The organism is Streptomyces sp. bgisy159, assembly GCF_057707805.1.
This window is the reverse complement of sequence record NZ_JBYIQX010000003.1, coordinates 154,250-167,705: the sequence shown is the minus strand read 5'-3', so window position 1 is coordinate 167,705 and position 13,456 is coordinate 154,250. Positions and strand designations below refer to the sequence as shown.

At 73.8% G+C, this 13,456-nt stretch carries 12 protein-coding genes and 1 pseudogene; 7 read left to right on the top strand and 6 right to left on the bottom strand.

Annotation, left to right across the window (positions count from 1 at the left end; genetic code table 11):
- Nucleotides 1–69: 69 nt before the first annotated feature.
- Nucleotides 70–807 carry a VOC family protein gene (locus AC3ET3_RS04700; RefSeq protein WP_432137718.1) on the bottom strand — a complete coding sequence of 246 codons (738 nt, stop codon included), beginning with the start codon at nt 805–807 and terminating at the stop codon, nt 70–72.
- 289 nt (nt 808–1,096) lie between these two features.
- Here AC3ET3_RS04700 and AC3ET3_RS04695 point away from each other — a divergent pair, with 289 nt between their 5' ends.
- The 3 genes from AC3ET3_RS04695 to AC3ET3_RS04685 all read left to right on the top strand — a co-directional run bounded on the left by AC3ET3_RS04695 (nt 1,097) and on the right by AC3ET3_RS04685 (nt 3,755).
- Complete coding sequence (locus AC3ET3_RS04695; protein ID WP_435611674.1) at nt 1,097–1,837, top strand: class I SAM-dependent DNA methyltransferase; 741 nt, start codon at nt 1,097–1,099, stop codon at nt 1,835–1,837.
- A gap of 227 nt (nt 1,838–2,064) precedes the next feature.
- The gene (locus tag AC3ET3_RS04690; RefSeq protein ID WP_435611673.1) at nt 2,065–3,492 is read left to right on the top strand and encodes a hypothetical protein; all 1,428 of its coding nucleotides are present in this window, start codon (nt 2,065–2,067) and stop codon (nt 3,490–3,492) included.
- A gap of 95 nt (nt 3,493–3,587) precedes the next feature.
- On the top strand, nt 3,588–3,755 hold the full coding sequence (locus AC3ET3_RS04685) for a hypothetical protein (protein WP_432137715.1): 168 nt from the start codon (nt 3,588–3,590) through the stop codon (nt 3,753–3,755).
- Between the two features lie 185 nt (nt 3,756–3,940).
- On the opposite strand, the gene AC3ET3_RS04680 is transcribed toward AC3ET3_RS04685, so the two are convergent.
- From AC3ET3_RS04680 to AC3ET3_RS04670, 3 genes are read right to left on the bottom strand one after another with little or no spacing between them, the layout of a single operon-like run.
- Nucleotides 3,941–4,879 carry a 3-oxoacyl-ACP reductase gene (locus AC3ET3_RS04680; protein ID WP_432137714.1) on the bottom strand — a complete coding sequence of 313 codons (939 nt, stop codon included), beginning with the start codon at nt 4,877–4,879 and terminating at the stop codon, nt 3,941–3,943.
- Entirely contained in the window at nt 4,879–5,955 is a 1,077-nt protein-coding gene (locus AC3ET3_RS04675; RefSeq protein WP_432137713.1) for a Zn-dependent alcohol dehydrogenase, read from the bottom strand. The genes AC3ET3_RS04680 and AC3ET3_RS04675 overlap by 1 nt, the downstream gene beginning before the upstream one ends.
- Before the next feature lie 56 nt (nt 5,956–6,011).
- Nucleotides 6,012–6,887, bottom strand: coding sequence for a MaoC/PaaZ C-terminal domain-containing protein (locus tag AC3ET3_RS04670; protein WP_432137712.1), 876 nt, complete (start codon nt 6,885–6,887; stop codon nt 6,012–6,014).
- A gap of 249 nt (nt 6,888–7,136) precedes the next feature.
- On the opposite strand from AC3ET3_RS04670, the pseudogene AC3ET3_RS04665 reads away from it, so the two are divergent.
- Nucleotides 7,137–7,586 (top strand): annotated as a pseudogene (locus AC3ET3_RS04665) (response regulator); the annotation flags it as partial.
- Nucleotides 7,587–7,680: 94 nt separating this feature from the next.
- Here AC3ET3_RS04665 and AC3ET3_RS04660 read toward each other — a convergent pair.
- Both AC3ET3_RS04660 and AC3ET3_RS04655 read right to left on the bottom strand, forming a co-directional pair.
- Nucleotides 7,681–8,319, bottom strand: coding sequence for a class I SAM-dependent methyltransferase (locus AC3ET3_RS04660; RefSeq protein ID WP_432137711.1), 639 nt, complete (start codon nt 8,317–8,319; stop codon nt 7,681–7,683).
- A 150-nt stretch (nt 8,320–8,469) separates the two neighbouring features.
- Complete coding sequence (locus tag AC3ET3_RS04655; RefSeq protein ID WP_435611716.1) at nt 8,470–10,206, bottom strand: MFS transporter; 1,737 nt, start codon at nt 10,204–10,206, stop codon at nt 8,470–8,472.
- A 254-nt stretch (nt 10,207–10,460) separates the two neighbouring features.
- Between AC3ET3_RS04655 and AC3ET3_RS04650 the strand changes: the two genes are divergently transcribed.
- The 3 genes from AC3ET3_RS04650 (at nt 10,461) to AC3ET3_RS04640 (ending at nt 13,426) form a co-directional block, all read left to right on the top strand.
- The gene (locus AC3ET3_RS04650; protein WP_435611672.1) at nt 10,461–11,294 is read left to right on the top strand and encodes a PIG-L family deacetylase; all 834 of its coding nucleotides are present in this window, start codon (nt 10,461–10,463) and stop codon (nt 11,292–11,294) included.
- A 162-nt stretch (nt 11,295–11,456) separates the two neighbouring features.
- Complete coding sequence (locus tag AC3ET3_RS04645) at nt 11,457–12,410, top strand: N-acetylmuramoyl-L-alanine amidase (RefSeq protein WP_435611671.1); 954 nt, start codon at nt 11,457–11,459, stop codon at nt 12,408–12,410.
- Between the two features lie 170 nt (nt 12,411–12,580).
- Nucleotides 12,581–13,426, top strand: a complete 846-nt coding sequence (locus AC3ET3_RS04640) for a hypothetical protein (protein ID WP_432137707.1) — start codon at nt 12,581–12,583, stop codon at nt 13,424–13,426.
- Nucleotides 13,427–13,456 lie beyond the last annotated feature (30 nt).

Genomic DNA, 13,456 nt, shown 5'->3' with positions numbered 1-13,456 from the left:
GCGGTCACGGGCGGGGACGCGGGCGAGGGCGGGGACACGGGCGAGACCGGCCGGAGCCGTTGCCCGGGGTCAGCGCGGAGTCAGGAGGCAGAACTCGTTGCCCTCCGGGTCGGCCAGGACCGTCCAGTGGATCTCGGACTGGTCGATACCGGGGTCGGTGGCGCCCAGGGCGCGCAGTCGGGTTTCCTCCGCTCGCATGTCGTCGCCGGGGTAGGGGCGGACGTCGAGGTGGACGCGGTTCCACCCGCTCTTGGTGTCGGGCGTGCGGACGAACTCCAGGTAGGGGCCCACGCCGGCGGCGGAGCGCAGGGTGGCGTGGTCGTCGGCGACCTCGTGCAGCGTCCAGTCCATCGCCCCGTCCCAGAACCGGGCCATCTCCCGCGGGTCGGCGCAGTCGACCACCACCGCGGCGATCGGCCCGGTGTCCTGGTAGACCGGGCGGGGTTCCAGGACGCAGAACTCGTTGCCCTCGGGGTCCGCCATGACCGTCCAGGGGACATCTCCCTGTCCCACGTCGGCGAGCGTCGCGCCGAGGTCCTTCAGACGGGCGACCAGCTCCGTCTGATGGGCGGCCGAGGTGGTGGCCAGGTCGAGGTGCACGCGGTTCTTGACCGTCTTGGGTTCCGGGCGGGCGACGAGGTCGATGCAGACGGCCCCCGGGCCGGGGTAGTCGAAGCCCACGGGTTCGAGGTTGGTCACGCCGGGCCCCTCGCTGTCTACACCCCAACCGAGTGCCTCCGCCCAGAACCGGCCGAGCGCGGAGTCGTCCCGGGCCTTCATGTTGATCTGTACGAGTCGTGTCGTCATACCGGCGATCTTAGGAACCGCGCCGCCATACCGACGATCCTGGGGACCACGTCGCCATACCGACGATCCTCGGAACCGCCGACGCCACGGGCCACCGCTACCGGGCATGGGCACGCTCCGGTGCCGGCCTTGGGCCCGCCCTGTGCCGGCCGTGAGCCCGCCCGCCATGTGTCGGCCGTGAGCCCGCCGGTGCCGACCTTGCACGGGCCGGCCCCGAACCGCGTGAGCGCGACCGGTGGAAGGGAAAACGCGTCGACAGCGCACCTCGCCCCCGGCAGAGTGGCCGCCCGTGACGAGCAGTGAGCTGTGGACCCGTGCGACCGCCGAACGCTACGACGCCGAGGAGACCGAGATGTCCTCGGCGGCCGTCCTCGAACCGACCCTCGCCTTCCTCGCCGAGCGCGCCGGAGACGGCCGGGCCCTGGAGTTCGCCATCGGGACGGGACGGGTGGGCGTACCGCTGCGCGAACGCGGCGTGCCGGTGGTGGGCATCGAGCTGTCCGAACACATGGCGGCGGTCCTGCGGCGCAAGGCCGACGAGGACACGCTCCCGGTGGCCGTCGGCGACATGGCCACCACCGTCGTGCCCGGCGAGTTCACCCTCGTCTACCTCGTCTACAACACCATCACCAATCTGCTCTCGCAGGACGAGCAGGTCGAGTGCTTCCGCAACGCCGCGCGTCATCTGGCGCCCGGCGGCCGCTTCGTCGTCGAACTGGGCGTGCCGCCGCTGCGGTTGCTGCCGCCCGGCCAGGTCGCGGTGCCGTTCGACGTCTCCGAGCGGCACCTCGGCTTCGACACCTTCGACCTGGTCGAGCAGATCCTCGTCTCGAACCACTTCACCCGCGACGGCGACGACGGCCCCTACCGCCGCACCGCCTCCCGGCACCGGTACGCCTGGCCGGCGGAGCTGGACCTGATGGCCCGGATCGCCGGACTCGAACTGGAGGACCGCGTCGCGGACTGGGACGGGGCGCCGTTCACCCAGGACTCCACGAAGCACATCTCCGTGTGGCGCAAGCCGGTGTGAGGCGCCCCGGCGCCGGCGGTGCATGCCCGAGCCGAGGGCGGGCCGCCGCGGCCCGTGACCGACCGCCACCGGGTGTCCGAGGCCCGGCCGGGTGGGGCAGACGGCACATTCGGGACCGTTGCGGAGGCGAATCGGTTTTCCGCCACTCGTACGGGCGAAGCCCCCCGTCCGTGGTCCCACGGGCGCGCGTGCGAAAACGTACCTTCGTCGCCGGAGGTGACCGACCCATGACGGCCTGTGCGATCGAACCCTCGGCGGACGCGGACGACGAACCCCGGACGCCCCCCGCGACCTGCGCGATCACGGCGGACGGCACCTACGCCGCCCGCCTCGCCCGGAAGGACGGCTGCTGGTTCCCGGAGCGCTGGACCCTGGCCGGGCCCGCGCCGTACGCCGTTCCGCTGCCCGGCAACCAGCCCGAGGAGTCCGGCACGGAGGTGCAGCCGCTGGCCGACGGCCGGGTGCTGATCCACCGCCGGGCCGCCGGGCGCCACGTGTTCTCGCTGCTCTACCCCACCGGCCCCGGCACCGGCGAACTGCCGCTCGGGGCCGTGGAGTGCCCGGACGAGTCGACCCGGCTGCGGCTGCTGCCGCCGGCCCCGGACGGCGAGCGGGCCTTCGCCCTCGCCGTGGGCCGCCGTTCCACCGCTCTGTGGCAGGTGGCCGGCGGAGCCTTCGGGCCGGAGCAGCTGGCCGACGTCCCGGGCCGCTGCTCGGGCGGTGTCTGGCTGGACCGCTCGGGCCGGATGCTCGCCCTGGACCGCGAGGTCGCCGGGCGGACCAAAGCGGTCGTGGTGGACCTGGAGCGGGGCGGCGAGGTGTCCCCGCTGCTGCAGATCGCCGCCGGCAGCGACGACCGGCTGCTGCTCGCCGACCCCGGCAGCGGTCTGCTGCTGATCGCGTCCGACGCCCCGTCGCCCGGCGAGCCGCGGCTCGGCTGGGGCGTCCTCGGCAGCACGCTCCCGGTCCGCTTCCCGGAGTCCCTGCGGCTGCCGGGCCGCGCGCTCACCCCCTTCGCGATCCAGCCGGGTCAGGTGCTGCTCCCGGAGAACTGCGCGGTGGCGCTGCGCGTCGACGGCCCGTTCGGCAGCTGGCTGGCGGTGTGGCGCCCGGCGGACCGGCGGCTGCACGAGCTCCCGCCGCCGGCCGGATGGCTGGCGGGCACCGGCCTGTGGACGCCGGACGGGGTGCTGCGTCTGCCGTACGTCACGGAGGACGAGCCCTGCGGGGTGGCCCGGGTGACGGTGCCCGAGCGGACGGCAATGGGGCAGGCGACGACGGAGCAGGCGGCGACGGAGCAGGCCGCAAGGGAACGGGCCGCAGCGGAACGGGCCGCAGCGGAACGTCCGGCAGCGGAACGTGCGGCGATGGAACGGGCGGAGCAAGCTCGCCCGGAGCGGTGCGCGTCCGGACCTTCCGAGAGCCCCGGGCCCGCCGACTCGTCGCGTGTCCCGCCCGCCACGGAAGTCGCCCCGGCCGACAGGGAGGTTGCTCCCGCTGCCACGAAAGTCGTGCCGGCCGTCCCGGAGGTCGCCCCCGCCGCCACGGACGTCGCCCCCGCCGTCACGGAGGCGTCGCAGCCCGAGGGGCCCGTCGCCCCCTGCCGTCCCGTGCCCCTCCAGCAAGCCCCTCTGGCACGGCTGGTAACGAACTAGCGGCGGTCGGCGTGGCCGCCTGGATTCGCCCCATGGTGGGTTGGTTAGACTCACCCGGCTGTAAAAAGATCATGTTGACGGGGTGAACTCTTCCGATGAGCGACGCAAGCACGACGCAGCCGCTGCCTTCCGAGGGCCAGGGGGCCCAGGAGGCCTCGGGCCACGGCAGGCACCGGGGGCCGGTGTCGCAGCACGACAGCGACACGGCGCCGCGCGGCCGGCACCGCAAGCCCGCGCACCAGGAGGCCCAAGCGGCTGCCTGACGGTACGTCGGGAAACACGAGGAGGGGGTGACCGCCGGCCGGCGGTCACCCCCTTCGCCCTGTGCGCCATCACTGGTCCGACGCCGGCAACGGCACCGACTCCGCCATCGGCACGGGCACCGGCCCCGCCATCGCCACCGGCACCAGCACCAGCACCAGCACCAGCACCGACGTCAGCGCCGACGTCAGCCGCGCCGCAGCCGCAGTACCTCCGCCGCCGCGAACGTCTCCCCGGCCGGCCGCTCCGCGTAGTACGGCGTCAGGACGGCGTCCAGTTCGTCGTACGTGAAGAGTTCCCCCTTGCTGTCGAACTTCGCCCCGATCCTGGGCCGTTCGACGACGGCGACCATGCCGCCGTGCACGACGAGCAGCTGCCCGTTGATCCCGCCGGCCGCCGGTGACGCCAGGTAGCCGACGAGCGGGGCGACATGCTCGGGGGCGAGCGGGTCGAGCCCGTCGGCCGGGCGGGCGGCGCCGGCGAAGACGTCCTCGGTCATCCGGGTGCGGGCGCGCGGGCAGATGACGTTGGCGGTGACGCCGTACTTCGCGAGCGCGAGGGCCGTCGAGGTGGTCAGGCCGACGATCCCGCCCTTGGCCGCCGCGTAGTTGGGCTGGCCGGCCGAACCGGCCAGGAACGCCTCGGACGAGGTGTTGACGATCCGCCCGTGGACCGGCCCGCCGGCCGCCTTGGACCGCTCCCGCCAGTGAGCGGCGGCGAACCGGGTGGTGTTGAAGTGGCCCTTGAGGTGGACCCGGATCACCGCGTCCCACTCCTCCTCGGACATGGCGAACACCATCCGGTCGCGCAGGATGCCCGCGTTGTTGACGAGGATGTCGAGCGTGCCGAACTCCTCGACCGCCGCGCCGATCAGCTGCCGGGCCTGGCCGAAGTCGGCGATGTCCCCGGCGTGCGCGACCGCCGTGCCGCCCGCCGCGCGGATCTCGGCGGCGACCTCCTCGGCGGGGGCCGCGGACGCGGCGCCGGTGCCGTCGCGGCCGGGCAGGCCGTAGTCGTTGACGACGACGGCGGCGCCGAGCCGCGCGAGTTCCAGCGCCTCGGCGCGGCCGAGTCCGCGGCCGGCGCCGGTGACGACGGCCGAGAGCCCTTCCAGCGGCAGCGTCATCAGATCTCCACGCAGGTGCGCAGTGCGGTCCCGGTGCGCATCTGGTCCAGCGCCTCGTTGACCTCGGCGAGCGGCACCCGGTGGGTGATCAGCCCGGCGAGGTCGATGCGGCCGGCCCGCCACAGGGCGATGGTCCGCTCGTAGGAGCGCAGGACGTCCCCGCCTCCGTACAGGGAGGGCAGGATCCGCTTCTCGTCGAAGAACAGCTCGAACATGTTGAGCTTCAGGAAGTCGTCCATGGCGCCCGCCCCGACGATCACGAGAGTGCCGCCGCGCCGGGTGGTCTCGTACGCGGTGCGGGCGGTGGCCGCCTTGCCGACGACCTCGAAGACGTGGTCGAACCCCTCGCCGGCGGTGACCTCCTGCTTGGCGCCGGGCAGTTCCTCGGGGGACACGGCCCTGGTGGCGCCGAACCGGAGGGCGGCCTCGCGGCGGGCGGCGACGGGGTCGACGGCGACGATCTCGGCGGCGCCGCGCAGCCGGGCGCCCTGGATCGCGGAGATGCCGACGCCGCCGCAGCCGATGACGGCGACGGACGAACCGGCCTCCAGGCCTGCGGTGTTGAGTGCCGCGCCCAGTCCGGTCGTCACGCCGCAGCCGATCAGCGCCGCGATGTCGAAGGGGACGTCGTCGGGGATGGGCACCGCGCAGCCCGCGTCGACGACGACCTCCTCGGCGAAGGTGCCGGTGCCGGCGAAGCCGAAGACGTCACCGGCGGGCCGCCGGAAGTTGGGCGTGCCGGCGTTCATGAAGCCGGCCAGGCACAGCTCGGTCTGTCCGCGCCGGCAGGCGGGGCAGGCGCCGCAGGCGGGCAGCCAGCACACGACGACCCGGTCGCCGGGCTTGACGCGGGTGACGCCCTCCCCCACCTCCACGACCTCGCCGGCGCCCTCGTGGCCGGGGACGAAGGGGCCGGGCTGCGGCAGGACGCCGCTCATCGCGGAGAGGTCCGAGTGGCACAGCCCGGTGGCCCGTACCCGGATCCGCACCCTGCCCGGGCCGAAGCCCACCGCCTCGACGTCGTCGAGGACCTCCAGCTTCTCCTGGCCGATCTCGTGCAGTACGGCTGCGCGCATGGTGCGGCTCCCCTCGACTCGTCAGGGCAGGCTTCAGGGCTCATGGGCGGACTGACTCAGGTGTGGCGCACGATCGTGTCCGTGAGGACCGGTGCGTCCTCCCGCTCGACCGCGCTGACGGCGACCCGTACGGCGCCGTCCCCGGGCCACATGCGGATGCGCAGGGTCTCCCCCGGGTACACGACCCCGGCGAACCGGGTGTCGTACGAGCGCACCCGGCCGGGGTCCCCGCCGAGCAGGGTGTCGACGACGGCCTTGAGGGTGACGCCGTAGGTGCACAGGCCGTGCAGGATGGGCCGGTCGAAGCCGGCGCGGGCGGCGAACTCCGGGTCGGCGTGCAGCGGGTTCCAGTCGCCGGAGAGGCGGTACAGGAGGGCCTGGTCCTCGCGCAGCGGCCGTTGGACGACGTGCGCCGGCTCACCGGCGGGCGGGTCGAGCCGCGCCGACGGCCCGCGGTCGCCGCCCCAGCCGCCCTCCCCGCGTACGAAGATCTGCGCGTCGTTGGTCCACAGCGGGCCGTCGGCGTCGGTGACATCGGTGCGCAGGACGAGGACGGCGGCCTTGCCCTTGTCGTAGACGGCGGCGACGCGGTGGGTGGCGGTGGCGGTGCCCTCGACGGGGATCGGCCGGTGCAGGGTGAGGGACTGTCCGCCGTGCAGTACCTGCGCGAGGTCGGCCTCGACGCCGGGCATCGACAGTCCGCTGATCACGCCGGGGGCGCCCGCTCCGGCGACGGTGGCGAAGCTGGGCAGGACGCGCAGCCGGTACTCCAGGGTGTAGCGCAGCTCGCCGGGGTCGGTCGCGGGGCTCTCGCGGTCCGGATCGGCGCCCGCGCCGATGCCGAGGTGGTAGAGCAGGACGTCCTTGGCGGTCCAGGAGATGTCCACGGTCCGGGGTTCGGCGGCGAGGGCCTTGGCTGCGTCGATGGGCATGGGGCTCCTGATGTCTGACGGGCCCGAGGGCCCGCGGTCCCAAGACTGTCTCAAGACCTCGGCGCGACCGTCCGCACCGTCGGCCGTGCCGAGGTCGTCACGGGCGGACCCGGAGCGCGCCACCACGGGCGGATCTAGAACGCGTTCCAGTCCGGCGCCCTCTGTATAGCCGAGCCCTCGCCACTTGTGAAGGCTCCTGACACATCGTCAGGTCGGGCGGCGTGCCGCACCCGTCCCTACGCTGGGGCCGTGAACGAGATGCCCCGGGAGCAGCGCCCGGTCCGGTCTGTCAGGGTCCTGCTCACGGAGGCCGCGGACACCGAGCGCGGGGCCGCGCTCGCGCTGCCGCTCGGCAGGGAGCCCGGCATCCGGGTCGTCGCGCGGGTCGGGCCCGGGGAACCGCTCGCCGACGCGGCCCTCGCCCACCGCCCCGACATCACCCTCCTCGACCTCGGCCGGCTCGGTGACGCCGCCGTGCTGCGCGAGCAGGTGCCGGACTGCCGGGTGGTGGTGCTGGCGACCTCGGGCCGCCCGGACCAGCTGCGCCGGGCCCTGGAGGCGGGCGCGGCCGGCTTCCTCATCAAGGACGGGCCGGTCGCGGAGCTGGCCGAGGCGCTGCACCGGGTGCTGACCGGGGAGACGGTGGTGGACCCGGCGCTGACGGCCTACCTGCGGCGCAGCACCGGCGGCGGCCCGGCATCCGACACCTCGGCGCGGTGAAGCCCCGGCTCACCCGCGGCGCAGCACCCGCAGCACGCCGACGTCCTGCACCTCGGCGCGGTGAAGCCCCGGCTCACCCGCGGCGCAGCACCCGCAGCGAGCCGGTGTCCGACACCTCGGTGAAGTCCCCGGACTCCAGTGCGCGCAGGTAGACGCGGTACGGCGCCTGGCCGGTGAACTCGTCCTCGGGGTGCGGGAAGACGTCGTGGATGACCAGCAGGCCGCCCTCGGCGACGTGCGGGGCCCAGCCCTCGTAGTCGGCGCTCGCGTGCTCGTCCGTGTGGCCGCCGTCGACGAAGACCAGGCCGAGCGGGCTGTTCCACAGGGCGGCGATCTGCGGGGAACGGCCGACTAGGGCGACGACGTGCTCCTCCAGCCCGGCCCGGTGCAGGGTGCGGCGGAACGTCGGCAGCGTGTCCATCAGGCCGAGTTCGGGGTCGACGGTCTCCGGGTCGTGGTAGTCCCAGCCGGGCTGCTGCTCCTCGCTGCCGCGGTGGTGGTCGACGGTGAGCGCGGTGACGCCGGCCGCGCGGGCGGCGTCCGCGAGCAGGACGGTGGAGCGGCCGCAGTAGGTGCCGACCTCCAGCAGTGGCAGTCCGAGCCGGCCCGCCTCGACGGCCGCCGTGTACAGCGCGAGTCCCTCGTCGACGGGCATGAAGCCCTTCGCCGCCTCGAACGCGGCCAGGATCTCGGGCTTCGGCGCCGCGGTCATGGGGTTCCTCTCGGTCGTACGGGCTTCTCGGCGCCCCATGGTGTCGCACCCCCCCGGCGCCGGGGCGACGGGGGGGTGCGGGTCGGCTCCACGGACTCCCGGGACCGGTCTTCCCAGGCCGCCTCAGGCTTGAGGCCGCCACAGGCCGCCTCAGGCCGACACGGTGTCCCCCGGCAGGGAGAGGTCCAGGTCGACCGGCCCCTCGTCGCCCGCGTGGGTGGCCGGGGCGTCGTGCGGACCGTGTCCGGCGGCCCGCGCCGCCACCACGTACGCCCCCTGCTCCGGCACGGCGAGCGTGTAGCCGCCGTCCGCGGCGGACAGCGTGGCGCCCGCCTGGCGGCCGCGGCGGTCGATCAGGGTGACCCGGGCGTGGGCGACCGGGGTGCCGTCGGCGCCGAGGACGCGGCCGCGGAAGCCGCGCAGGGCCCGCTCGGCGCGCTCCAGGTTGGCTTCCTCCTCGCTGCTGGCGCGCAGCTGGGGGGCTCGGTTCGGCCTGGGCAGGAAGAGGGCCATCAGCAGCCCGACGGCGACGGCGGCGGTGGCGATGAGGAAGGAGACGCGGAAGCCGTGCATGGTCGGGACGGCGACGCCGCCGACGTCGTTCGCCGTGTTGGCCAGCACCATGCCGATGACGGCGCTGGAGACGGAGGTGCCGATGGAGCGCATCAGGGTGTTGAGGCCGTTGGCCGCGCCGGTCTCGGAGGCCGGGACCGCGCCGACGATCAGCGCGGGCAGCGAGGAGTACGCGAGGCCGATGCCGGCGCCGAGGACGACCGCGATGACCAGGCTCTGCCAGGCGGCGCTCATCAGGCCGAGGCCGGCGCCGTAGCCGACGGCGATGATCAGCAGGCCGAGGATCAGGGTGACCTTGGGGCCGTACTTCGCGGACAGCCGGGCGTAGACGGGTGCCGTGAACATCATGGTCAGGCCGAGCGGCGCGACCAGCAGGCCCGCGACGACCATCGACTGCCCGAGGCCGTAGCCGGTGGACCTCGGCAGCTGGAGGAGCTGGGGCAGGACCAGGGAGACGACGTAGAAGGCGACGCCGACCATGATCGAGGCCAGGTTGGTGAACAGGACGGCGGGGCGGGCGGTGGTGCGCAGGTCGACCAGGGGGGCCTGGAGGCGCAGCTCGTAGAGGCCCCACAGGACCAGGACGGCCGCCGACGCGGCGAACAGGCCGAGTGTGGTGCCGGACGCCCAGCCCCAGTCGCCGCCCTTGGTGATGGGCAGCAGGAAGAGGACGAGCCCGGCGGACAGGCCGAGCGCGCCCGGGAGGTCGAAGGTCCCCTCGGCGCGCGTCGGGGACTCCGGGACGACGACGAGGGTGAGGACGATGGAGAGCACACCGAGGCCGGCGGCGCCGTAGAAGAGGGCGTGGAAGTCGGTGTGCTGGGCGACCAGGGCGGCGGCGGGCAGGGCGAGGCCGCCGCCCACGCCGATGGAGGAGCTCATCAGCGCCATCGCGGAACCGAGCCGCTCGCGCGGCAGCAGGTCGCGCATCAGGCCGATGCCGAGGGGGATGGCGCCCATCGCGAAGCCCTGCAGGGTACGGCCGACGATCATGGTGGCGAGTTCGCTGGTGACCGCGCTGACCAGGGCGCCGGCCACCATCACCGCGAGGCTGGCGACCAGCATGCGGCGCTTGCCGTACAGGTCGCCGAGCCGGCCCATGATCGGCGTGGCGACGGCGCCCGACAGCAGGGTGGAGGTCAGGACCCAGGTGGCGTCACCGGGTGCGCTGTCCAGCAGCTGCGGCAGGTCCTTGATGACCGGTACCAGCAGGGTCTGCATCACCGCCACCACGATGCCCGCGAAGGCGAGCACGGGGACGAGGGCGGCGGAGGGGGCTCTGCCGGAGGGCTGATCGGTCGGCGTAGGCGTCATGTGCATCACGAACTCGGTTCGGTGGGGCAACTATTCCAGTGCTTTCGCCATCTAACGAAATCTTGACCTTCTCTTGGGACGGTGAGGCGCCGGTCGGCGGCGCTCCTGGACGCCTTCTCGCATCCAGGAGGTGCCGGAATCCCACGGCGGGAACAGCCGGTCCGGTCGGCACGGTTGCATCGACGGGGGGACCTGCGCCGCGCGGGCGGGGAACCCGGAGACCACAAGACCGCTTTCGGCAGGAGAACTTTTTCATGACTGACCGGCCTTTGACGCTCATGGCAGTGCACGCCCACCCCGACGACGAGGCCACCGGAACCGGAGGGGTTCTCGCGCGGTACGCGGCGGAAGGTGTCCGCACGGTCCTCGTGACCTGTACCGACGGCGGCTGCGGTGACGGACCGGGGGGAGTCAAGCCGGGCGACCCCGGGCACGATCCGGCGGCCGTCGCCCTGATGCGCCGCCGAGAACTGGAGGCGAGCTGCGGCGTGCTGAAGGTCAGCGAGCTGGAGATGCTGGACTACGCCGACTCCGGAATGATGGGCTGGCCGAGCAACGACGCCCCCGGGTCCTTCTGGCAGACCCCCGTCGAGGAGGGCGCCGCCCGCCTCGCGGAACTCATGCGCCACTACCGGCCCGATGTGGTCGTCACGTACGACGAGAACGGCTTCTACGGACACCCCGATCACATCCAGGCCCACCGCATCACCATGGCGGCGCTGGAGCTGACCGAGCTGACGCGGAAGGTGTACTGGACGACGGTGCCCCGCTCGGGGATGCAGCGATTCGGTGAGATCATGCGCGAGTTTCATCCGGACATGCCGGAGCCGGATCCCGCCGAGGCCGCCGCGATGGCCGAGATCGGCCTCCCCGACGACGAGATCACCACGTGGGTGGACACCACCGCGTTCAGCGATCAGAAGTTCGACGCGTTGGCCGCGCACGCCAGTCAGGGGGAGAACATCTTCTTCCTCAAGATGGGCAAGGAGAGGTTCGGCGAGTTGATGGGCACGGAGACGTTCGTACGCGTGCAGGACGCCACCGGCGCCGCCATACCCGAGAACGACCTCTTCGCCGGACTGCGCTGATCCGCCCGTCCGACCGGCCGGGAAGCGCCTGAACCGCCCGGCAGGGCAGCCGGGCCCCACGCCGGCGCACCACCCCCCGCAGGCCGGCGGCCGGGCCCCCGCGCGGGATCCGGCCGCCGTGTCCCGGCCGGCTGTCCGGGGCCGGCCGCTAGGGTGGCTGCCGTGTCGTACACAGGTCCGGAATTCGATCCCCCTCGGCCCCGCCGCTCCCCGCTGCGCCGCCCGGCCGTCGTGGCCGTGGCCGCGCTGGTGCCCGGGGCGCTGGCCGGCTGGCTGGCGTACGGGGCGGTGGGCGGCTCGGGCGACGACGGCGGGTCCGGGCGGGCGGCGGCGGCCGACGGCGGGTCCGCCTCGACCGCTCCGTCCGGCCCGGCGACCCCGCGCACCGGCACCCCGCGCACCGGCACCCCGGAGGACGACGACGCGAAGGCCGGCACCTCCGCGCCGCTCAAGGGCCGGGTGATCGTCATCGACCCGGGCCACAACCCGGCCAACTTCCGCCACACTGCCGACATCAACCGCAAGGTGGACATCGGCACCGGCTGGAAGGAGTGCGACACCACCGGCACGTCGACCAACGACGGCTACACGGAGGCCGCGTTCACGCTGGACGTGGCCCACCGGCTGCGCGCGCTGCTGGAGGAACAGGGCGCCACGGTGAAGCTGACCCACGACGCCGACCGGTCCTACGGCCCGTGCATCGACGAACGGGCGCGGATCGGCAACGCGGCCCACGCCGACGCGGTCGTCTCGGTCCACGCCGACGGCTCGGGCGCCGGCAACCGGGGCTTCCACGTCATCCTGCCGGGCACGGTGCACAAGGGCGCCGCCGACACCCGGCCCGTCGTCGGCCCCTCCAAGGCGCTCGGCGAGAGCATCGCCGCCGACTTCGCCCGCGCCACCGGCACCTCGCCGTCGAACTACGTCGGCGACGGCACCGGACTCGTCACGCGCGAGGACCTCGGCGGGCTCAATCTGTCGACTGTTCCCAAGGTGTTCATCGAGTGCGGCAACATGCGCGACGCCAAGGACGCGGCACTGCTGACCAGTGGCGCCTGGCGGCAGAAGGCGGCGCAGGGGATCTCTGACGGAATCGTGGGTTTCCTGCGCGGATGACGGTCCCCGTGCCGATCCGGGCGGACAGCCCGATCTCGTGGACGATAGTGTCGCCTCTACGATGTGGGGCCACCCCCGCGCTTCACACAGGGGCCTGACGGCGACATGGTGACAGCGACGCCTCCTCGGCTGACGTACCGACGACGAAGACGACTGACGAAGGACCTAAGGTGAATATCCGCTCCCTCACTCGGGGCGACGGCGTGGTGATCGGAGCAGCGGTGTTGCTGTTCATCGCGTCGTTTCTCGACAACTACTCGTTCGAAGGCGCCTCGGACGAGGCCAACCTGCCCAACCTGTGGGACAGCGGTCCGGTCCTGCTCAGTGTTGTCCTCGCCGGCCTCATCGGTGCCGCGCTCGTCGTCGTCTCCCACGCCATGCCGCAGCCGCGCAAGGTCGTGGGCCTGGACCTCGGGCAGTTCGGCGTCGCCTTCACGGTGTTCGCCGCGTGGAGCGCGCTCGGCAACATCTTCGACCCGGCCGGCAGCGCGGACAACTTCGGCCGGGGCGACGGCCCGGACGCCGGAACCGGCCTGATCCTGGCCCTCATCGCCACCCTGGTCATGGCCGCCGCCGCCATCGCCACCCCCCTGGTGCCCGCCCTCAAGGCCGGTCTGGTCCCCGCCGCGCGGCCCGCAGCGCCACAGCCCTACGGCGCGCAGCCGCCCGGTGGTTACGGCTACCCGGGCGCCCCGCAGCCGGGCCAGCCGGGCCAGCCGGGTGGCTACGGTCACCCGCAGCCGGGGCAGCCGCAGCAGCCCGGGCAGCCCTTCGGCGGTGCCCAGCCGGCCGCCGCTCCCGCCGCGCAGCCGGCGGCGGACTTCTCGCCGTTCTGGTTCGCGGTGCCGGTCGCCCGGCCGCTGTACGCGGAGGACGGCTCCCCCATGCCGATCGCGGAACTGGCGCCGGGCACCTGGTACCTGGCGGTGGAGCAGGGCGGCCAGGGCCTGATCGCGCAGACGCAGGACGGCCGGCGCGGCGTGCTGCGGGACACCTCCGGGATCCAGCGCGGCTGAGCCACCCCACGCGTCGTACGCGGCCCCTCG